Annotated in this window: 16 protein-coding genes and 1 tRNA gene; 15 read left to right on the top strand and 2 right to left on the bottom strand. The window is 64.7% G+C overall.

All coding sequences use genetic code 11. The annotated features are described in order from the left end of the window. Nucleotides 1-362 precede the first annotated feature (362 nt). The 14 genes from thrS to P3W85_RS41680 all read left to right on the top strand — a co-directional run bounded on the left by thrS (nt 363) and on the right by P3W85_RS41680 (nt 11,061). Nucleotides 363-2,270 carry a threonine--tRNA ligase gene (gene thrS, locus P3W85_RS41745; RefSeq protein WP_276269125.1) on the top strand — a complete coding sequence of 636 codons (1,908 nt, stop codon included), beginning with the start codon at nt 363-365 and terminating at the stop codon, nt 2,268-2,270. A 45-nt stretch (nt 2,271-2,315) separates the two neighbouring features. After that, nucleotides 2,316-2,837 carry a translation initiation factor IF-3 gene (gene infC / locus P3W85_RS41740; protein WP_081488948.1) on the top strand — a complete coding sequence of 174 codons (522 nt, stop codon included), beginning with the start codon at nt 2,316-2,318 and terminating at the stop codon, nt 2,835-2,837. Between the two features lie 168 nt (nt 2,838-3,005). Further along, nucleotides 3,006-3,203, top strand: coding sequence for a 50S ribosomal protein L35 (gene rpmI, locus P3W85_RS41735; RefSeq protein ID WP_006575466.1), 198 nt, complete (start codon nt 3,006-3,008; stop codon nt 3,201-3,203). A 27-nt stretch (nt 3,204-3,230) separates the two neighbouring features. Then, nucleotides 3,231-3,587 carry a 50S ribosomal protein L20 gene (gene rplT, locus P3W85_RS41730; protein WP_035811198.1) on the top strand — a complete coding sequence of 119 codons (357 nt, stop codon included), beginning with the start codon at nt 3,231-3,233 and terminating at the stop codon, nt 3,585-3,587. Nucleotides 3,588-3,909: 322 nt separating this feature from the next. Further along, nucleotides 3,910-4,941, top strand: a complete 1,032-nt coding sequence (pheS, locus tag P3W85_RS41725) for a phenylalanine--tRNA ligase subunit alpha (protein WP_017226573.1) — start codon at nt 3,910-3,912, stop codon at nt 4,939-4,941. 67 nt (nt 4,942-5,008) lie between these two features. Continuing rightward, nucleotides 5,009-7,456, top strand: a complete 2,448-nt coding sequence (gene pheT / locus P3W85_RS41720; RefSeq protein WP_276269124.1) for a phenylalanine--tRNA ligase subunit beta — start codon at nt 5,009-5,011, stop codon at nt 7,454-7,456. A 69-nt stretch (nt 7,457-7,525) separates the two neighbouring features. Beyond that, on the top strand, nt 7,526-7,939 hold the full coding sequence (locus tag P3W85_RS41715; protein ID WP_017226571.1) for an integration host factor subunit alpha: 414 nt from the start codon (nt 7,526-7,528) through the stop codon (nt 7,937-7,939). Nucleotides 7,940-8,075: 136 nt separating this feature from the next. Continuing rightward, on the top strand, nt 8,076-8,513 hold the full coding sequence (locus P3W85_RS41710; protein WP_017226570.1) for a MerR family transcriptional regulator: 438 nt from the start codon (nt 8,076-8,078) through the stop codon (nt 8,511-8,513). 55 nt (nt 8,514-8,568) lie between these two features. After that, nucleotides 8,569-8,645 (top strand) — tRNA-Pro (locus P3W85_RS41705). Between the two features lie 378 nt (nt 8,646-9,023). Further along, a complete protein-coding gene (locus P3W85_RS41700) occupies nt 9,024-9,305 on the top strand; it encodes a hypothetical protein (protein WP_276269123.1) in 282 nt (93 codons plus the stop codon). Nucleotides 9,306-9,388: 83 nt separating this feature from the next. Further along, nucleotides 9,389-9,631: a hypothetical protein gene (locus P3W85_RS41695; protein WP_017226568.1), complete on the top strand. Its 243-nt coding sequence runs from the start codon at nt 9,389-9,391 to the stop codon at nt 9,629-9,631. A 100-nt stretch (nt 9,632-9,731) separates the two neighbouring features. Beyond that, nucleotides 9,732-9,983, top strand: a complete 252-nt coding sequence (locus tag P3W85_RS41690) for a hypothetical protein (protein ID WP_017226567.1) — start codon at nt 9,732-9,734, stop codon at nt 9,981-9,983. A 143-nt stretch (nt 9,984-10,126) separates the two neighbouring features. Next, entirely contained in the window at nt 10,127-10,495 is a 369-nt protein-coding gene (locus tag P3W85_RS41685) for a hypothetical protein (protein ID WP_017226566.1), read from the top strand. Nucleotides 10,496-10,806: 311 nt separating this feature from the next. Continuing rightward, a complete protein-coding gene (locus P3W85_RS41680) occupies nt 10,807-11,061 on the top strand; it encodes a hypothetical protein (RefSeq protein WP_017226565.1) in 255 nt (84 codons plus the stop codon). Nucleotides 11,062-11,326: 265 nt separating this feature from the next. On the opposite strand, the gene P3W85_RS41675 is transcribed toward P3W85_RS41680, so the two are convergent. Then, the gene (locus P3W85_RS41675) at nt 11,327-16,219 is read right to left on the bottom strand and encodes an NAD-glutamate dehydrogenase (protein ID WP_276269122.1); all 4,893 of its coding nucleotides are present in this window, start codon (nt 16,217-16,219) and stop codon (nt 11,327-11,329) included. 158 nt (nt 16,220-16,377) lie between these two features. Then, on the bottom strand, nt 16,378-16,839 hold the full coding sequence (locus P3W85_RS41670) for a hypothetical protein (protein WP_017226564.1): 462 nt from the start codon (nt 16,837-16,839) through the stop codon (nt 16,378-16,380). A gap of 397 nt (nt 16,840-17,236) precedes the next feature. On the opposite strand from P3W85_RS41670, the gene P3W85_RS41665 reads away from it, so the two are divergent. Next, a complete protein-coding gene (locus tag P3W85_RS41665) occupies nt 17,237-18,751 on the top strand; it encodes an acetyl-CoA hydrolase/transferase family protein (protein WP_276269121.1) in 1,515 nt (504 codons plus the stop codon). The last annotated feature ends 359 nt before the right edge of the window (nt 18,752-19,110 follow it).

Genomic DNA, 19,110 nt, shown 5'->3' with positions numbered 1-19,110 from the left:
TAACAGGCAGTACCCGCAAGCAGTACCGCAGCAGTCCGGTTCAACCCGATAGCAAGGACGGAAGAGCGCCATGGTCATGACACCGCGAACTACTACCGCTGATTAGCGACAGTAGTCGGGGTGCGCCTTCGTCCGGGATCGAATCCGGGTTAAATCGAAAAGAAACGCAGCCTTGGCTGCGTTTTTTTTCGTCTGTCGCTTTTCAGCTGCCTGATATGCTTCTCGGTCGCCGGTGAGTCGGTCCGAGCGAATTCCCCGCTGCCCGGCCCATGCGCGCATGGTTGCCTGGTGCCAAAAGATGCTGTTTCATCCGCTTGCCGGCGCGGCCAGCCCGGCGGGTGGAATTCTGAAAGAGGTTTGAGATGATCGCAATCACGCTGCCGGATGGTTCCCGGCGCGAGTTTCCCGGCCCGGTGACGGTTGCCGAAGTGGCGCAGAGCATTGGCTCGGGCCTGGCCAAGGCCGCCCTGGCCGGCAAGGTGGATGGCCAGATGGTCGACACCAGCTACCTGATCGACCGCGACGCCGGCCTGGCCATCGTCACGGACAAGGACGCCGATGGCGTCGACGTGATCCGCCATTCGACGGCGCACTTGCTGGCCTACGCCGTCAAGGAACTGTACCCCGAGGCGCAGGTGACGATCGGTCCGGTGATCGAGAACGGCTTCTACTACGACTTCGCCTACAAGCGTCCTTTCACGCCTGAGGATCTGGCTGCCATCGAGAAGAAGATGGCCGAACTCGCCAAGAAGGACGAGAAGGTGGCGCGCGAAGTCTGGAGCCGCGACGAGGCCGTGAAGCTGTTCGAATCGATGGGCGAGAAGTACAAGGCCGAGATCATTGCCTCGATTCCGCAGGACCAGGAAATCGGTCTCTACCGCGAGGGCAAGTTCGTCGACCTCTGCCGCGGTCCGCACGTGCCGTCCACGGGCAAGCTCAAGGTCTTCAAGCTGATGAAGGTGGCGGGTGCCTACTGGCGCGGCGATGCCAAGAACGAGATGCTCCAGCGCATCTACGGCACGGCCTGGGCCAAGAAGGAAGACCAGGAAGCCTACCTGCACATGCTGGAGGAAGCCGAGAAGCGCGACCACCGCAAGCTGGGCAAGCTGCTTGACCTGTTCCACCTGCAGGAAGAGGCGCCTGGCATGGTGTTCTGGCATCCCAAGGGCTGGCAGGTGTGGCAGGCGGTGGAGCAGTACATGCGCGGCCGCCTGACGCAGGCTGGCTATGAAGAGGTGCGCACGCCGCAAGTGATGGATCGCTCGCTGTGGGAGAAGTCAGGGCACTGGCAGAACTACAAGGAGAACATGTTCGTCACGGAGTCGGAAAAGCGCGACTACGCGATCAAGCCGATGAACTGCCCCGGCCATGTGCAGATCTTCAACCATGGCCTGCGTTCGTACCGCGACCTGCCGCTGCGCCTGGCCGAGTTCGGCGCCTGCCATCGCAACGAGCCCTCGGGCGCGCTGCATGGGTTGATGCGCGTGCGCGGTTTCGTGCAGGATGATGCGCATATTTTCTGCACGGAAGAGCAGATCGTTGCCGAGGCCAAGGCCTTCAACGAGCTGGCGTTCTCCGTGTACGACGATTTCGGCTTCAAGGACATTGCGGTCAAGCTGTCCCTGCGCCCCGAGCAGCGCGCCGGTTCGGACGAGATCTGGGATCATGCCGAGGAAGGCCTGCGGCTGGCGCTGCGCGCCTGCGGCGTGGAGTGGGAAGAGCTGCCGGGCGAGGGCGCCTTCTACGGCCCGAAGGTGGAATACCATATCAAGGACGCCATCGGCCGTTCCTGGCAGTGCGGCACGCTGCAGCTGGACCTGGTGCTGCCGGAGCGCCTGGATGCCGAATACGTCTCCGAGGACAATTCGCGCAAGCGTCCGGTGATGCTGCACCGGGCTATCCTGGGCTCTTTCGAGCGCTTCCTGGGTATCCTGCTGGAAAACCATGCCGGCGCGCTGCCTGCCTGGCTGGCGCCGGAGCAGGTCGTGGTGCTGAATATTGCCGACTCGCAGGCGGAATATGCCGAAAACGTCGTGCAACTGCTGCAAAAACAAGGATTTAGGGCTAAGGCGGATTTGCGTAACGAGAAAATTACGTATAAAATCCGCGAGCATTCCCTTCAGAAGATTCCCTACCTGCTGGTAGTGGGCGACAAGGAGCGGGATGCCAGTCAAGTGGCCGTGCGTGCCCGTGGCAACGTGGATCTGGGTGTCATGTCCGTATCCGCGTTTGTGGAGCGTCTGCAACAGGACGTTGCCAGCAAAGCCTGATGGGATGAGCACGGCTTGTTTTTTGTCTTCTTGAGGTAACGCAACATCGCTACAGACAAAGGTCATCGCATCAATCGCGAAATCAGCGCACCCGAATTGCGCCTGGTCGGGGTTGATAATGAGCAGCTCGGCATCGTCAAGTTCATGGACGCGCTCCGCCTGGCTGAGGATAAGGACTTGGACCTGGTGGAAATCGCTCCGACAGCGGTGCCGCCGGTTGCCCGTATCATGGATTACGGCAAGTTCAAGTACGAGGAAGCCAAGCGCGCGCACGACGCCAAGCTGAAGCAGAAGATCATCCAGGTCAAGGAAGTCAAATTCCGGCCGGGTACGGATGATGGCGACTACAACGTCAAGCTGCGCAACTTGAAGCGTTTCCTTGAAGACGGCGACAAGACCAAGATCACGCTGCGCTTCCGCGGCCGTGAGATGGCGCACCAGGAAATCGGCGCGCGTGTGCTCGAACGCCTGAAGGCGGATCTGGAGGAAGTCGGCCAGGTCGAGCAGATGCCGAAGATGGAAGGGCGCCAGATGGTGATGGTGCTGTCTCCCAAGAAGAAGAAGTAAGATTTTGCGCGGCGCTGCGGTCCGGGGGAGATGCTTCCGGGCGCGGCGTTGCGCGAAAGCAGCGCGGGAGCCGTACGCGGCTTCGCGCAACAATAAGTGGATGCGGGTTTTGCAAGTGCCGGCGCCAGCTGGCCACCTGCATGCATGTCATAGAAGCTGGAGTTATTCATGCCGAAGATGAAGACCAAGAAAAGCGCTTCCAAGCGCTTTACTGCGCGTCCGAATGGTTCGTTCAAGCGTGGCCAGGCCTTCAAGCGTCACATCTTGACCAAGAAGACCACCAAGAACAAGCGCCAGTTGCGCGGCACCCAGGACGTCCATGAGACGAACCTGAAGTCCGTTCGCGCAATGATGCCTTACGCATAACCCTAACGAAAACGAAAGGAGCATTTCATGCCTCGAGTAAAACGTGGGGTCACTGCACGGGCCCGTCATAAGAAAGTCATCGTCGCTGCCAAGGGTTACCGCGGCCGCCGCAATAATGTCTACCGTATCGCCAAGCAGGCGGTCATGCGTGCTGGCCAGTACGCATACCGCGATCGCCGCAACAAGAAGCGCGTGTTCCGCGCTCTCTGGATTGCGCGTATCAATGCTGCTTCGCGTGAGCATGGCATGACCTACAGCGTGTTCATGAACGGTCTGAAGAGGGCCTCGATCGAGCTGGACCGCAAGGTGCTGTCGGATATGGCTATTCACGACAAGCCTGCCTTTGCCGCCATCGTCAACCAGGTGAAAGCCACCGTTGCCTGATGCCGGCTCCGGGGTGGCGCGCTAGTTTCTGGCGTGCTGTCCCGGGCGCAAGCACCGACCACAAGGTCGACAGCATTTCCGCCGAATTTGCCTGAGCAGCGCTCATTGCTGCGATGGCGATCTGGCCGGACCTGCAGAAACGGGGCTCCTCACCGAGCCCCGTTTTCATTTCGAATGCCGTTTCGCATCGTAGACGGCATCCGAAACGAAGCCCGCGCCGCCCCCCGGTGCAGCGCGGGCTCTGCACCCACATCGCACCTAGTGCCAACCCACGCCCGGGCCCAGCGTGACCCGGACGCCAAATCTATCGCCGACCGCCGCCATGTCTCTGGATCCGGATCAAATCGTCGCCGACGCCCAGGCCGCCTTCGCCGCCGCCAACGACAACGCCACGCTGGAAAACGAAAAAGCCCGCTTTCTCGGCAAGACCGGCGCGCTCACCGAGCTGCTCAAGAGCCTCGGCAAGCTCGACCCGGAAACGCGCAAGAGCGAAGGCGCGCGCATCAACCAGGCCAAGCAGCAGGTCGAGGCCGCGCTGCAGGCACGCCGCCAGGCGCTGGCCGATGCGCTGATGAACGCGCGGCTGGCCGCCGAAGCCATCGATGTGACGCTGCCGGGCCGGGCGGTCGCCCGCGGCAGCCTGCATCCGGTGATGCGTACCTGGGAGCGGGTCGAGCAGATCTTCGGCTCGGTGGGCTTTGACGTGGCCGATGGTCCCGAGATCGAAACGGACTGGATGAACTTCACCGCGTTGAACAACCCGGACAACCATCCGGCCCGTTCGATGCAGGATACCTTCTACGTGGATGGCCGCGATAGCGACGACAAGTTGCTGCTGCTGCGTACCCACACCAGCCCGATGCAGGTGCGCTACGCGCGCATGCATGTGGAAAAGTACAAGGGCCGCGAGATGCCGCCGATCAAGGTGATCTGCCCGGGCCGCACCTACCGCGTGGACAGTGACGCCACGCATTCGCCGATGTTCAACCAGGTCGAGGGCCTGTGGATCGGCGAGGACGTGAGCTTTGCCGACCTGAAGGGCGTCTACACCGACTTCCTGCGCAAGTTCTTCGAGCGAGACGACATACAGGTGCGGTTCCGCCCCTCATATTTCCCGTTCACGGAGCCGTCGGCGGAAATCGACATGGCCTTCGGCAACGGCAAGTGGCTGGAGATTTCCGGCTCGGGCCAGGTGCATCCCAATGTGCTGCGCAATATGGGCCTGGACCCGGAGCGCTATATCGGCTTCGCCTTTGGTTCCGGCCTCGAACGCCTGACCATGCTCCGCTACGGCATCAACGACCTGCGCCTGTTCTTCGAAGGCGACGCGCGATTCCTGCGCCAGTTCGCCTGATAGCGCCGCGCCCGAGCATATCGTCACCGACACCACAGAACAGAATACTTACCGGATCAGAAGCGCCATGCAATTCTCGGAATCCTGGCTTCGCAGTTTCGTCAATCCCGACAAGATTTCCACCGATGCGCTTTCGCACAGCCTGACCATGGCCGGGCTGGAAGTGGAAGAGGTCGGCCCGGTCGCGCCGCCCTTCAACAAGGTGGTGGTGGCGCGCGTGCTCGCCACCGAGCGCCATCCCAACGCGGATCGTCTCAATGTCTGCCAGGTCGATGCCGGCACCGGCGAGACCCTGCAGATCGTATGCGGCGCACCCAACGTGGCGCCCGGCATCCTGGTGCCGTGCGCGCTGGTCGGCGCCGTGCTGCCGCCGTCGGAAGCGGGCGGCAAGCCGTTCGAGATCAAGGTGGGCAAGCTGCGCGGCGTGGACAGCTACGGCATGCTGTGTTCGGCGCGCGAGCTCAAGCTGTCGGAAGACCATGGCGGCCTGATGCTCCTGCCCGAGGATGCAAAGATCGGCCAGGACATCCGCGAATACCTGGACCTGGATGACCAGGTCTTCGTCATCAAGCTGACGCCGAACAAGGCCGACTGCCTGTCGATTCACGGCGTGGCGCGCGAAGTTGCCGCGCTGACCGGTGCCGAACTGCGCCTGCCGGAGATGAAGCCGGTTGCCGTGACGCTGGCCGACAAGCTGCCGGTCAAGATCTCGGCGCCCGACCTGTGCGGCCGCTTCTCCGGCCGTGTGATCCGCGGAGTGAACGCGCGCGCTGCCACGCCGGCATGGATGGTGCAGCGGCTGGAGCGGGCCGGGCAGCGCAGCCTCTCCGCGCTGGTCGACATCTCCAACTACGTGATGCTCGAACTGGGCCGTCCCTCGCATGTGTTCGACCTGGACAAGATCCACGGCGGGCTGGACGTGCGCTGGGGCCGCAAGGGCGAGCAGCTCAAGCTGCTCAACGGCAATACCGTCGAGCTCGACGAGCAGGTCGGCGTGATCGCCGACGACAAGGAAATCGAGAGCCTGGCCGGCATCATGGGCGGCGACAGCACCGCCGTGACGCTGGACACCACCAATATCTACCTGGAGGCCGCCTTCTGGTGGCCGGAAGCGATCCAGGGCCGCTCGCGCCGCTTCAACTTCTCGACCGATGCCGGGCATCGTTTCGAGCGCGGCGTGGACTATGCCACCACGGTCGAGCATATCGAGCGCATCAGCGCGCTGATCCTCGATATCTGTGGCGGACAGGCCGGTCCGGTCGACGACCAGATCGCCAACCTGCCGCAGCGCAAGCCGGTGCGCCTGCGTGTGGCGCGCGCCGAGCGCGTGCTTGGCATCGAACTGTCGCCGGCGGTGATCGCCGACGTGTTCCAGCGGCTGCAGCTGCCGTTCTCCCGCGAACAAGGCGCGGATGGCGAAGTATTCGTCGTCACGCCGCCGAGCTATCGCTTCGACATCGAGATCGAGGAAGACCTGATCGAGGAAGTGGCCCGCATCTATGGCTTCGAGCGCATTCCGGCACGCCCGCCGATCGCCGAGAGCGAAATGCGCCCGACCGACGAAGCGCGCCGCTCGACCCATGCGGTGCGTCACGCGATTGCCGCGCGCGACTACCAGGAGGTGATCAACTTCGCCTTCGTCGAAGAGAAGTGGGAACGCGATTTCGCCGCCAACGACAATCCGATCCGCCTGCTCAACCCGATCGCCAGCCAGCTGGCGGTGATGCGCTCCACGCTGGTCGGCGGCCTGCTCGACAAGGTGCGCTACAACCTCAACCGCAAGGCTTCGCGCGTGCGGATGTTTGAAGTGGGCCGCGTGTTCCATCGCGACGCCGCAGTGGCGGATGGCGGCCTGACCGTGGCAGGCTATCGCCAGCCGATGGTCGCCGGCGGCATCGCCTATGGCCCGGCCTTCGAAGAGCAGTGGGGTGTTGCGACGCGCCCGGTGGACTTCTTCGACGTCAAGGGCGATGTCGAAGCCCTGCTGCATCCGCGGGTTGCACGCTTCGAGCCGGTGGCGCATCCCGCGCTGCATCCGGGCCGCGCCGCGCAAGTGGTGATCGACGGCAAGGTGGTCGGCGTGATCGGCGAACTGCATCCGCGCTGGCTGCAGGAGTATGAGCTGACGCAAGCGCCGGTGGTGTTCGAGCTGGACCTGCAGGCGCTGCGCGAAGTGGGTCTGCCGGCCTACACCGAAATCTCCAGGTTCCCGGCCGCGGTACGCGACCTGGCGCTGGTGGTGAAACAGCCGGTACGCGTGCAGGACCTGCTCGACGCCATGCGCGAGGCACTGGAAAAACAAGGCTCCGGCCGCTACTGCCAGAGCCTGGTATTGTTCGACGAGTTCCGTCCGAAGGCGGCTTCGGCGGCCATTGGGGCGGACGAGAAAAGCCTTGCGTTCCGCCTGACCTTGCAAGATACTGGGGCGACCCTCCAGGACGAAACCGTCGACAGTGCGGTGCGTTGCATGGTCGAAGCCGCCGGCGCTGCATTCCAGGCGCGGTTGCGCGGCTGATCCACCAGCTGACATGACAATGGAGCGCCCGGACCTCCGCATCCGGGCGGATCGCCACACTGAATGACAATGAACGATCGACACGCGTATCTCATGGCCGCTGCAATAGGTGAAGCAGGCGGCCGGCAGGCCGCCTCTCTCGACGATGAGGTACCCGACTCCCGTGTTGCCGAGGTACCGACCCTCACCAAGGCCGAGCTTGCCGAAATGCTGTTCGACCAGGTCGGTCTCAACAAGCGCGAATCCAAGGACATGGTCGAAGCGTTCTTCGACGTGATCCGCGAAGCGTTGGAGCAGGGCGACAGCGTCAAGCTCTCCGGTTTCGGCAATTTCCAGCTGCGCGACAAGCCGCAACGTCCTGGCCGCAATCCCAAGACTGGCGAGATCATCCCCATCACGGCACGGCGCGTGGTGACCTTCCATGCCAGCCAGAAGCTCAAGGGCCTGGTGGAAGAGCGAGCCGGCCTGGCGGTGCCGGGCTGATCGTTTGCCAGCAGCGCGGCCGCTCGCTATCCTGTTGCCTCGCTTCTCGATGACTTCGTTTCCGATCGTCCGCGCGCCTGGCTGCGCGGTCACTACAACCACTGCCGGCACGGCCTGAAGCCCGCCAATTCACCGTATGTCGGAAAGATCCAGCGATCGCATTTCGTTGCCACCGATTCCCGCAAAACGCTACTTCACCATCGGCGAGGTCAGCGAGCTTTGCGCCGTCAAGCCGCATGTGCTGCGCTACTGGGAACAGGAGTTCACGCAGCTCAAGCCCCTCAAGCGGCGCGGCAACCGCCGCTACTACCAGCATCACGAAGTCCTGCTGATCCGGCGCATCCGCGAACTGCTGTACGAGCAGGGCTTTACGATCAACGGCGCGCGCAATCGCCTCGATGAAGGACGGCAGCACAGCCATGCGCCCGCCGAGGACGAGCAGGCCGCGGCCCTTGCCGCATCGGTGACCGATGAAGCGCCGGTCTTCCCACTCGACCTGAATAACCTGCGCAGCGAACTGGTGGAAGTACAGCACCTGCTCGCGCAGCTTCGGCAGATTGCGAAACACGAATAAAAAGTGCGCTAGCCACTAGTCAGCCGCAAAAGCATTCTGCTATAATCTTTTTCTTCGGGGCGTAGCGCAGCCTGGTAGCGTACCTGCATGGGGTGCAGGTGGTCGGAGGTTCAAATCCTCTCGCCCCGACCAGTATCAAGAACCCGCACAGTGAAAGCTGTGCGGGTTTTTTCTTTTGCGCGCCAAATAGGCACGACGAGTGCACGACGAATGCGCGCATGATCCTTGCGATGTCGGGAGTCAGCCTGATAGCAGGGGTGCAATATGCCGGCCGCAACCGGCGAGTGCTTGTCGCGCCAGTCCGGTGGCCCGCTCGATCCAACGGCATTTTTGCCGATCGTTTGGCCGGGTGGCCGGTCAAACGATTTGTAGTGGCGGTGCGCGGACTCTACAATCGAATCGTGAGGCGGCGCGGATTACATGTCTTTCCGGGTGGACGTTTGCAGCCTGCCCGCCTGGATGCAGGCGCCAGATGCTGCTTGCCTTCTCGCCAACGACAGGGAGTCTACGATGGCCAAACGCGAGCGCGCCGCCAGGGCCTTGCAGGACGAGGTGAGCCGGCGTATCCAGCGTATCGACGACATTGTGGAGGACGGTGCCAGGATTCGTGTGCCGGCGCCGCAGGCGCATCCACGCGACGCGCGCGGCCGCAATTGGGATATGAAAGCCTTCGGCAATGCCGGCGGCTACGAGAGGAGTATTCGGTCCGTGGTGGACAAGGCGCGCGACGAGTTCGATCTGGTCGAGGCGCCTGGCCAGCCTGGAGACGATCCCTTCCGCACCGGCGCGTGAAGCTGTCCCGCCGGACAAGCGGGGCCGAAGCTTTGCAACCCTAAGGATGCGCTGGCTACGTGCCGGCTTTGCTGGAGTCAGACATGCAGGCTTGCGACCTCTGCCACCTTCTCGTGGGCGCGCCGACCACGGTGGAGCCGCATGAGAACCTGGCTGCCACCGGTGCGGGCGCGCTCGGCATGGATGTCAATTCGCGATGGGTGGATCGTCCCTGGCGCTGTACCGTCTGCGGCGCCTGGATGTTCCAGAATGCCGCGCACGGCCAGCCGCCCAATGTCTGGCGCATGGGGCGGCGTCCCGAGGATCGCCACCAGGCCCGGCCTTAGCCGGCCGCCTCCCCCTCGTGCGCACCTTTTCCTGGCCATGCCCCGTTGCCGGCAAGCGCCATGCCGCGGCATGCTACGATGCCCGGCAAAGGGAGACACCATGAATGAATCCAGAACACAGCATTACCGGGGCTATGTGATTTTGATTACGGTGCAGCAGCATGAGCGCGGCTGCCTGGTCAGCGCTTCGATCGTCCAGGAGGCGAAGGGCGCGGTGCGCAATCCTTCTCCGCTGCAATCGTGGGTCGGGCATGAGCAGGGCGAATTGCTGGAGGTGGCCGACCGGGCCCAGGCCCGTGCCTGCCGCCTGATCGACGCCACGGTGGACCACGTTGCTTACGCGGCAGGCTGATTGACGTGCCCGCACGGGCCCCCGCCAGCGTGAGCGGGGGCGGCACGCCGAGTACCCGGGCGCTGGCGGGACCGTGCCGCGTGTCTGGCAGAAGTTTTGCCGAATAGCCTACATGGTGCGGCAACGCGGTCGTTAATTCGGGTATGAACTCATTCGACTCTTCCGAAGAAAGCGCTGCCAACGCCGATGCCATGGGCTGGGGTTCGTCGCCGCCGCACGTGCTGGCCGCGGTACTCAATACCGCCCTGGCAGCAGAGGACCTTGGCGGCTTTGCCGCGCTCCTGTCCGATATGGCTCGCGATCGCGGACTCAAAGGCCCGCGCGGCTCGCATCAATCCATCTACGACATGCCTTACGCCAGCCTGTTGCCACGCCAGCAGCATCTGCTGGCCGATGCTTTTGAATTGCTGATCCGCCTGGGCCTGGAGCTGCAGCCCCGCAGGCCGCGCGTGCTGGGCGACCTCCACGGCGATCTACTGGGGCGCGGGAGCCACGAGATTCCTGCCTCCTAGCGGCTGGCGGCGGCGCAATGCAGGCATGCGGGCGTCTGGATTGTCAGGCTTGGCTGGTTGCAGCGGTGCGCCGCGTGCTAGCATCACTGGATACAGGGCGTTGACGCAGCAACGGGCCACGACGGCGGGCAGCTCCACCAGTCGCGTACCGCTTACCGCGTCCTGCAATCCTGACCTATCAGATCGCCGCAATGACGGCGACATATCGACCGGTCCGATGCCGATCCCGGCTGGTCGATCAGGCTGACACGGCCCGCGCGCGCACGGTCGTGGTGTTAGAGGGGAGCGATCGCGTGTAGTGGAGGTATGTCATGAGCGAAGACGAACCCTTCGGGGTTGTGTTCGAGGATTTTCGCGTGATCTGGGTTGCCGAGCGGTTGCAGAACGGTACCTGGACCGCCCGCTATTGCTGGCACCCCGGTACCTCGGCGGCGTCCGGCAAGGCGCTGCAGGCTGCGGTGCTCGGCGGCAAGTCCAAGCGTCTGCTGGGTGATTTCAAGACTGAGCAAGAGACCGTCGCCGCCATCAAGGCAGCAGTGTTGCTCGAAGCGAAGTGGAGACGGTAAGGCTATTGCCGGCTCCGTCGGTGCGGTCCGTGGCCAGGGAGCCGGGCAGTTCGGGCAGCATGATGCTGCTCCACTTCCGGCTCCGCAAGCCGTAGCGCTTCAGGCCGATGACAACGCGTTTGCCATCGGTCCTGGACTGGCATGGCTGCTGGCGGTGGCGATTGCCACCGCCGCGATCATGGCTTTGACGGGCCCGTTCATCGCACGTCGTGATTCGGTGGGCGTGTGCCATGCCGGCATTGTCTCCACTCCCCATCTCCCGCGTTTACCCGCCGGGCTGACTGCGTTCCAGCACGCCGATTTCCCGCACCGCCACCGATAGCATCGCCAAGCCGGCCGCACCGGATGCGCGCTGGTCCGCCAGCATGCGCGAGAAGCGTTCGATCTGCGCCTGGCGTCCGCCGCGCCACGCTTCGATAAGCAGCGCCGGCGTGTCCAGTTCCCGCGGCGGCGCCAGCACGCTTACCGTGAGCGCGCGCTTGAGGCGGCCGAGGTCTTCCAGCGTGGTGGTGCGAGCGAGCAGGTCCCAATGGCTGTCGGCGGGCAGGGCAAGGGCGCGTTCGCGCAGCCAGCCAAAGCTGAACTCCGTGTCGAGTGCGAAATAGACGCCCGCGACCAGCGCCAGGCTGCGCTGCGTGGCGGCCGCCACTTCCGCGATATCCAGCGCCGCGGCCGAGATTTCGCCCGCTGCCACGCGCAAGGCCAGCGCATCGTCCACCCCGGACTGGCGCAGCGCCTGCCTCCGCTCGGCCAGCGCCGCGGCTTCGGAGCCGGCCAGCAGCGCGGGGAGTTGCGGGGTGAGCCAGGCCGCCGCCTCGGCATAGCGCGGGCCATCGCCGGCGCTTGGGCCTCCCGCATGCGGATGACGCAGGAACCAGAGGCTGGCGTGTTCCAGCAGGCGTCCCATGGCGGTGAACATGCGCGCCTGTACCTCGTCGGCGATACGGTTGTCCAGCGCGTCTATCTCTATCCAGAGCGGGTCCAGGCCGAACACGTCGCGCGCGATCAGGCAGGCGCGCACGATGTCCGCGGGACGCGCATCGGTTTCTTCGAGCATGCGGTGGATGAAGGTGGCGCCGATACGGTTGACCAGCGTATTGGTCAGGTGCGTGGCCAGGATTTCCCGGCGCAGCGGGTGGCGCAGCATGGCATCGGCATGCCGCTCGCGCAAGGGCTGCGGGAAGTACGCGGGCAACAGGCCAGCCACCAGCGGGTCCTCGGGCAAGCCGGAGGCGAGGAGTTCCTCGTACAGCCACATCTTGCTGTAGGCGAGCAGCACGGCGCGTTCGGGGGAAGTCAGTCCCACTCCGGCGGCCTTGCGTTCGACCAGCTCTTCTTCCGATGGCAGGAACTCCAGCGCGCGCTTGAGGCGGCCGGCGCGCTCCAGCCAGTGGATCAGCCGGCCTTCCGCATCGAGCAGCGCAGCGGCACTGCGGATCGCCACGGACAGCGCCTGGCTCTGGTAGTAGTTATCCTGCAGCACCAGCAAACCGACCTCGTCGGTCATTTCCGCCAGCAGTTTGTTGCGTTGCTTCTCGGTCATCTCGCCATCCGCCAGGGCCAGGCCCAGCAGGATCTTGATATTGACCTCGTGATCCGAGCAGTCCACGCCGGCGGAATTGTCGATGGCATCGGTATTGATGCGTCCGCCATGCAACGCGAACTCGATGCGGCCAAGCTGCGTGAGGCCGAGGTTGCCGCCTTCGCCCACCACCTTGCAGCGCAGTTCGGCACCGTTGACGCGCACCGCGTCGTTGCTGCGGTCGCCCACTTGCAGGTGGCTTTCGCGGCTGGACTTGACGTAGGTACCGATGCCGCCGTTATAGAGCAGGTCGACCGGCGCCAGCAGGATGGCGTGGACCAGTTCGGCGGGCGACAGCGTCGTGGCGCCGATGCCCAGGCAGGCCTGCACCTCGGGCGTGATCGCGATGGTCTTGGCGGTGCGCGGGAACACGCCACCACCGGCGGAGACCAGGCTCGGATCGTAGTCGGCCCAGCTGGAACGCGGCAGTTCGAACATGCGCTGGCGCTCGCGCAGGCTGACGGCCGGGTCGGGGGAGGGGTCGAGAAAGATATGGCGATGGTCGAACGCCGCCACGAGCCTGATGTGAGGCGATAGCAGCATGCCATTGCCGAACACATCGCCGGACATGTCGCCGATGCCGGCGACGGTGAAGTCGGTGGACTGGATGTCGGTGCCCATCTCGCGGAAGTGGCGCTTGACCGATTCCCAGGCGCCACGGGCGGTGATCGCCATTCTCTTGTGGTCGTAGCCCACCGAGCCGCCGGAGGCGAAGGCGTCGCTGAGCCAGAAGCCGTATTCGGCGGAGATCGCGTTGGCGTAGTCGGAAAAGCTGGCCGTGCCCTTGTCGGCGGCGACCACCAGGTAGGGGTCGTCGCCATCCTCGCGCACCACCTCGGGCGGCGGCTCCAGGGTGCCGGCGACCCGGTTGTCGGTCACGTCGAGCAGGCCGCGCAGGAAGGTCTGGTAACAGGCGATGCCTTCCTGCAGGAGCGCGTCGCGATCGTTTGCCGGCGGCGGGCGCTTGACCACGAAGCCGCCCTTGCTGCCCACCGGCACGATCACCGTATTCTTGACCATCTGCGCCTTCATCAGGCCCAGCACCTCGGTGCGGAAGTCCTCCCGCCGGTCGGACCAGCGCAGGCCGCCGCGCGCCACCGGGCCGCCGCGCAGGTGTACGCCTTCCACGCGTGGAGAGTAGACCCAGATCTCGAACATCGGGCGCGGCTCCGGCAAGCCGGGCACCAGCGCAGGGTTGAACTTGAACGATACATAGGGGCGCGGGTCGCCGTCGGCGCCATGGCGGAAATAGTTGGTGCGTACCGTGGCGTTGATCACGCCCAGGAACAGGCGCAGGATGCGGTCCTCGTCCAGGTTGGGCACCTGGTCCAGCGCTGCGGCAATGGCCTGCTGCAGCTGCTCGCAGCGCGGCGCGCGGGCGGCTTCCGTGGCGGGGTCGAAGCGTGCCACGAACAATTCGACCAGCCGCGAAGCGATGGCCGGGTTGCCGGTCAGGGCCCGCTCGATATAGGCATCGCTGAAGGTCGACCCGACCTGGCGAAGATAGCGGGCGTAGGCGCGCAGGATGGTCACGTCGCGCGCGGCCAGTTCGGCCCGCAGCACCAGGCGGTTGAAGTCGTCGTTCTCGATTTCGCCATTCCAGGCACGCGCGAAGGCGTCTTCGAACAGCGCCTTGATGCGCGCGATATCCGCGCCCAGGTCGATGCCGGCGGCGACGCCATCGGCCATCTCCAGCCCGAAATCGTGGATCCAGACAGGCGCGGCGCCGTTGGGCTCGACCAGGTAGGGACGCTCTTCGTCCACGCGCACGCCCAGGTGCTCGAGCATCGGCAGGCTGAGCGATAGCGCGATCGGCTCGCGCGCGCGGTAGACCTTGAAGCGGAATGCGCCAGGCGCGGCTTCGATCGGACGGTACAGGTTCATGGCGATGCCGCCGCCCGACTGCGCCGCCTCCATCAGTTCGATGTCGCGTACTGCAGTGCGCGCGGGATAGTCCTCGCGGTAGCCGGCGGGGAAGGAGTCGCCGTAGCGGCGCAGCAGGCGGTTGCCTTGCTCTTCGCCGGCACTGTCCAGCAGGGCGGCGGCGACGTCGTCCTGCCAGCGGCGCGCGGCCTGCACGATGCGCTCTTCCAGTTCCGCCGGGCTGATCTCGGGCATGGTGCCGGGCTCGCCGCGCACGATCAGCTGGATGCGCGCCAACGGCGATTCCGACAACTGCGGCGTGAATTCACAGCTGTTGCCGCGGAAGGCGGTCATCAGCAGCTTCTGGATGCGTTGGCGCAGGTCCGTGTTGTATTTGTCGCGCGGCACGAACACCAGGCAGGAGACAAAGCGGTCGAAGCGGTCGCGGCGCACGAACAAGCGGATGCGCTGATGCTCCTGCAGGCGCAGGATGCCCAGCGAGATGTCGAACAGCTCGTCTTCTTCGGACTGGAACAGTTCATCGCGCGGGTATTGCTCGAGAATGGTGACCAGCGACTTGTAGAGGTGGCCCTTGGTCAGGAAACCCGCGCGCGCCAGGATGTTGGAGAATTTGCTGCGCACCAGCGGAATGTCCGCGCAGGACGTCATGTAGGTGGTGGAGGTGTAGAGCCCCACGAAACGGCGCTCGCCGAAGAGCTTGCCGTTGGCGTCGGTGAGCTTGACGCCGACATAGTCGAGGTAACCCGGCCGGTGCACGGTCGCCCGCGAATTGGCCTTGGTCACGAAGATCTGCGCGCTGTCCTCGATGACGCTGGCCGCTGCCGCCGGCAGTTCGGTGAGCGTATCCGCATCGGGGGTTCGCAGGTTTTCGCGCAGGATGCCGGCACCGGAGCCGGCAACGCCGCGCAGGAAGTAGTGGCCGTCCTTTGTCACCAGTTCATAGTCGCGCTGGCCCAGGAAGCAGAAGTGATTGTCCAGCATCCATTCCAGGAAGGCGCAGGCCTCCTGCACGTCGGCCCGGGCGGCTTTGGGGCCTTGTGCCAGCGTCTCGATGGTGGCGCGCGTGGTGGCCGTCATCTGTGGCCAGTCTTCCACTGCGGCACGCACGTCGCCGAGTACCCGGGCAATGCCGTTGCGCAAGGCTTCCTGCGTGGCGGTGTCGCCACAGCGGTCGACTTCGAAGTGAATGAAGGATTCCAGGCGCGCACCGCCGTTCGAGCCGTTGGCGCCGTTGCCGGCGGCCGAGCCGCCTTCGCTGCCTAGCCCGACTTTCCCGATGGTGCCATCCGTGTTGCGCCAGACCCGGAACACCGGATGAATCGCGGAATGCAGGGCCAGCCCCAGCCGATTGATCTCCATGGTGACGGAGTCGACCAGGAAGGGCATGTCGTCGTTGACGATCTCCACCACCGAGTGGTCGGAGTGCCAGCCGTGCTGCTCCAGGTTGGGGTTGTAGACACGCAGCCGGGCCTTGCCGGAGACAAAGCGCTGCGCGGTCTGCCAGTGCGCCATGATCGCGCCATAGAGATCCGCCACGTCTCGCTTGATCAGATCCTCGGTGTCCGTCAGGTCATAGTAATGGCGCAGGAAAGGCTCGATCCTGACGTATGTCTCGCCGGGCAGGCGGCCCTGGGCGAACTGCATCAGGTCGGCCAGCAATTGGGCCAGTCGCGTTTCGCTTTCCGCCAGCATGGTGTCTCCCCCAGACGGCTTGTGTTGGCGGTCTCATGCCCGGCGGCAAGGTGCGCGGCGCGGTCGCCATGGCAGCGAGACCGTGCTAACTACTGTAGAGCATAAAGGGAGCAACTGCGCACAAAGTACGGCGCGCGGGCAGGGCGGGCGTGGGGCGTTCAGGCTGGCACCGGCGCGGGGGTGCCGTGCTTGCGGCGGCGCGCGGTGTGGTCGCCGAGAGTCTGGCTCATGCGCCGCAGCAGGGCGCTCAAGGCGGCGCGCTCCTGCGGGTTGAACGCGGCGACCGATACCGAGTGCAGGGCCTTGACCGCCTGCCACACGCGTTCGAGGCGCCCGTGTGCCGAATCGGCGATGCGCGGTGCTTCGGCAAGCTCGATCCAGCCGTGGGCATGCAGTTCCTCAAGCAAGCGTTCGGACAGGTCGGCGTCGATCAGGATCTGGCCGCGATAGGCCTGGTGGCGAATGAAGTCGCCACACGCGATCGCGCGCAGCAGGAGCCATTTGGTGTAGCTGATGCCGGAATCGGAGAGGGCCTGCTCGAGTGCGGCCTGCCAGGCACAGACGGCTTCGATCAACCCTTGAACCACGGGCTCGCTGGTGGCGAATGCGCGATGCTCCATCTGCTTTTTGTCTCCGGTCGGTGGTGCCTGCGGCGCTTTTGCGTCAGGGCGGCGCTGCGGCGCGTGAGTCCGCGTCCTGAAGCAGCACGACAGTATCAGAACGGCGGCATCGATGCATTGCACCGAGGGAAAACCCCGCGCCCGCGGATGGGTATGCGCCGCCGGGATCACGGCCGGCCGGCGGCATCCCGGTGTGCCTCTTCGCACGCCCCGGTGCTATGAAAAAAGCGACTTGATTCCATGATTTTATATCCCCGCAGGAATGTCGTTGCCGTGGCTACACTGCTTGTCTGCGCCTTACCGGCCGGTAGGAAGCGCAATCCGAGCCGAACGCCGGGCCCTGCCATGGCGCGCGGCGCGGCCCATCGGCCGGGGAGGCATCATGGAGACATAAAAGATGCACAAGGAACGTATCCGGCTGGCCAGGCTGCTGGACAAGGTCATGCCGGCGGAGGCCGCGGCCGAACTGATTCGCGATGGCATGACGGTTGGCATGAGCGGCTTCACCCGCGCCGGCGATTGCAAGGCGGTGCCGGAGGCGCTAGCCAGGCGCGCGGCCAAGGAGCCGCTGCGCATCACGCTGATGACCGGCGCCTCGCTGGGCAACGACACCGACAAGATCCTGGCCGAAGCCAACGTGCTGGCGCGGCGCCTGCCGTTCCAGGTCGATGCGACCCTGCGGCGCAAGATCAATGCGGGCGAAGTGATGTTTATCGACCAGCACTTGTCCGAGACCGTGGAGCAACTGCGCGGGCAGCAGATCGCGCCCGTGGACGTGGCGGTGGTGGAGGCCGTGGCGATCACGGAGACGGGCGGCATCGTGCCGACCACGTCGGTGGGCAATTCCGCCAGCTTCGCGATGCTGGCCAAGCAGGTGATCGTCGAGATCAACCTCAATATGCCGGCCGGGCTGGAAGGCTTGCACGATATCTACCTGCCGACGCCGCGCCCCTATCGCCAGCCGATTCCGTTGATTGCGGCGGAACAGCGCATCGGTTTGCCCTACATTCCGCTGGACCCGGCGAAGATTGCCGCCATCGTGATCACGCAGAAGGATGACAGTCCGTCCAATGCGTTGCCGCCCGACCAGGAGACACGCCAGATTGCCGGGCATTTGAACGATTTTCTCTTGCATGAGGTCCGCGCGGGCCGGCTGGCGCCCTCGCTGCAGCCGCTGCAGGCGGGTATCGGCACGATTGCCAACGCCGTGCTGCACGGGCTGGTCGATTCCCCGTTCCGCGACCTCAAGATGTATTCGGAAGTCCTGCAGGACAGCACCATCGAGCTGCTGGATGCCGGGCGGCTGAGCTTTGCCTCGGCTTCGTCGGTAACCTTGACCAGCGCCGTCTATGCGCGTTTCCTGGCGGACCTCGAGCGCTACAAATCCCGTGTGATCCTGCGCCCGCAGGAGATCAGCAACCATCCGGAGATCTTGCGCCGGCTCGGCCTGATCACCATCAACACGGCCCTCGAGTGCGATATCTATGGCAACGTGAATTCCACCCATGTTGGCGGCACGCACATGATGAACGGCATCGGTGGTTCCGGCGATTTCGCCCGCAATGCGCACATCTCCGTGTTTGTCACGAAGTCGGTGGCCAAGGCCGGCGCCATATCCAGCATCGTGCCGATGGTTTCGCACGTGGACCACACCGAGCACGACGTCGACGTCATCGTGACCGAGCATGGGCTGGCCGACCTGCGCGGGCTGGCGCCGCGCGAGCGCGCGCAGCAGATCATCGCCAACTGCGCCGATCCGCTCTATCGCGACCTGCTTGGCGACTACGTGACGCGCGCCACGCGCCGCGGCGGGCATACGCCGCACCTGATCGAGGAAGCGCTGGCCTGGCATGCGCGCTTTCGCGAGGAGGGCACGATGGGCGGCACCGGGCCCATCCTGGCGGCGGCCTGATCGCCAGGCCCGATGCTCGCGGGGGCGTTCTCGTGTCCGCCCTCATTCCTTGAAAATGAATACCGCCAGTATCACCGAGGAAGCCATAAGGATCAGCAGGTCGTGCATGATGGTCTCCGAAGGCAAGGGAGCGCTGGGATGATGCGGGAGCCGTGCGGCGTCATGGGCTGCGGGATAGGGTGCGGTCCTATTTCATTCCGTGCCTGATTCGAACCCTGATTCGAAGTCTGATGCCGAGCCGTTTCCCGCTTTGATCGTTTTTCTCACATTTCCCTATGTGGCGTCATCCGGCCATTTGCCTCCGGCGGTGTTTCAAGCGGGTGTTGGGACTTGCGGTGTTGCGCTGCCGCCTGTAGGCA

This window comes from Cupriavidus basilensis, from assembly GCF_029335485.1.
Classification (GTDB): domain Bacteria; phylum Pseudomonadota; class Gammaproteobacteria; order Burkholderiales; family Burkholderiaceae; genus Cupriavidus; species Cupriavidus basilensis_E.
The sequence above is the reverse complement of the archived record's forward strand: the minus strand, read 5'-3'. Positions and strand labels throughout refer to the sequence as shown.

Bases quoted from the DNA above. Each gene is read 5' to 3' on its own strand.
- P3W85_RS41685 (WP_017226566.1), top strand. From the start codon at position 10,127: ATGAACTCATTCGACTCTTCCGAAGAAAGCGCTGCCAACGCCGATGCC.
- P3W85_RS41695 (WP_017226568.1), top strand. From the start codon at position 9,389: ATGCAGGCTTGCGACCTCTGCCACCTTCTCGTGGGCGCGCCGACCACG.
- P3W85_RS41675 (WP_276269122.1), bottom strand. From the start codon at position 16,219: ATGCTGGCGGAAAGCGAAACGCGACTGGCCCAATTGCTGGCCGACCTG.
- pheT (WP_276269124.1), top strand. From the start codon at position 5,009: ATGCAATTCTCGGAATCCTGGCTTCGCAGTTTCGTCAATCCCGACAAG.
- P3W85_RS41680 (WP_017226565.1), top strand. From the start codon at position 10,807: ATGAGCGAAGACGAACCCTTCGGGGTTGTGTTCGAGGATTTTCGCGTG.
- P3W85_RS41690 (WP_017226567.1), top strand. From the start codon at position 9,732: ATGAATGAATCCAGAACACAGCATTACCGGGGCTATGTGATTTTGATT.
- pheS (WP_017226573.1), top strand. From the start codon at position 3,910: ATGTCTCTGGATCCGGATCAAATCGTCGCCGACGCCCAGGCCGCCTTC.
- P3W85_RS41715 (WP_017226571.1), top strand. From the start codon at position 7,526: ATGAACGATCGACACGCGTATCTCATGGCCGCTGCAATAGGTGAAGCA.
- P3W85_RS41700 (WP_276269123.1), top strand. From the start codon at position 9,024: ATGGCCAAACGCGAGCGCGCCGCCAGGGCCTTGCAGGACGAGGTGAGC.
- rpmI (WP_006575466.1), top strand. From the start codon at position 3,006: ATGCCGAAGATGAAGACCAAGAAAAGCGCTTCCAAGCGCTTTACTGCG.
- thrS (WP_276269125.1), top strand. From the start codon at position 363: ATGATCGCAATCACGCTGCCGGATGGTTCCCGGCGCGAGTTTCCCGGC.
- P3W85_RS41665 (WP_276269121.1), top strand. From the start codon at position 17,237: ATGCACAAGGAACGTATCCGGCTGGCCAGGCTGCTGGACAAGGTCATG.
- P3W85_RS41710 (WP_017226570.1), top strand. From the start codon at position 8,076: ATGTCGGAAAGATCCAGCGATCGCATTTCGTTGCCACCGATTCCCGCA.
- P3W85_RS41670 (WP_017226564.1), bottom strand. From the start codon at position 16,839: ATGGAGCATCGCGCATTCGCCACCAGCGAGCCCGTGGTTCAAGGGTTG.
- rplT (WP_035811198.1), top strand. From the start codon at position 3,231: ATGCCTCGAGTAAAACGTGGGGTCACTGCACGGGCCCGTCATAAGAAA.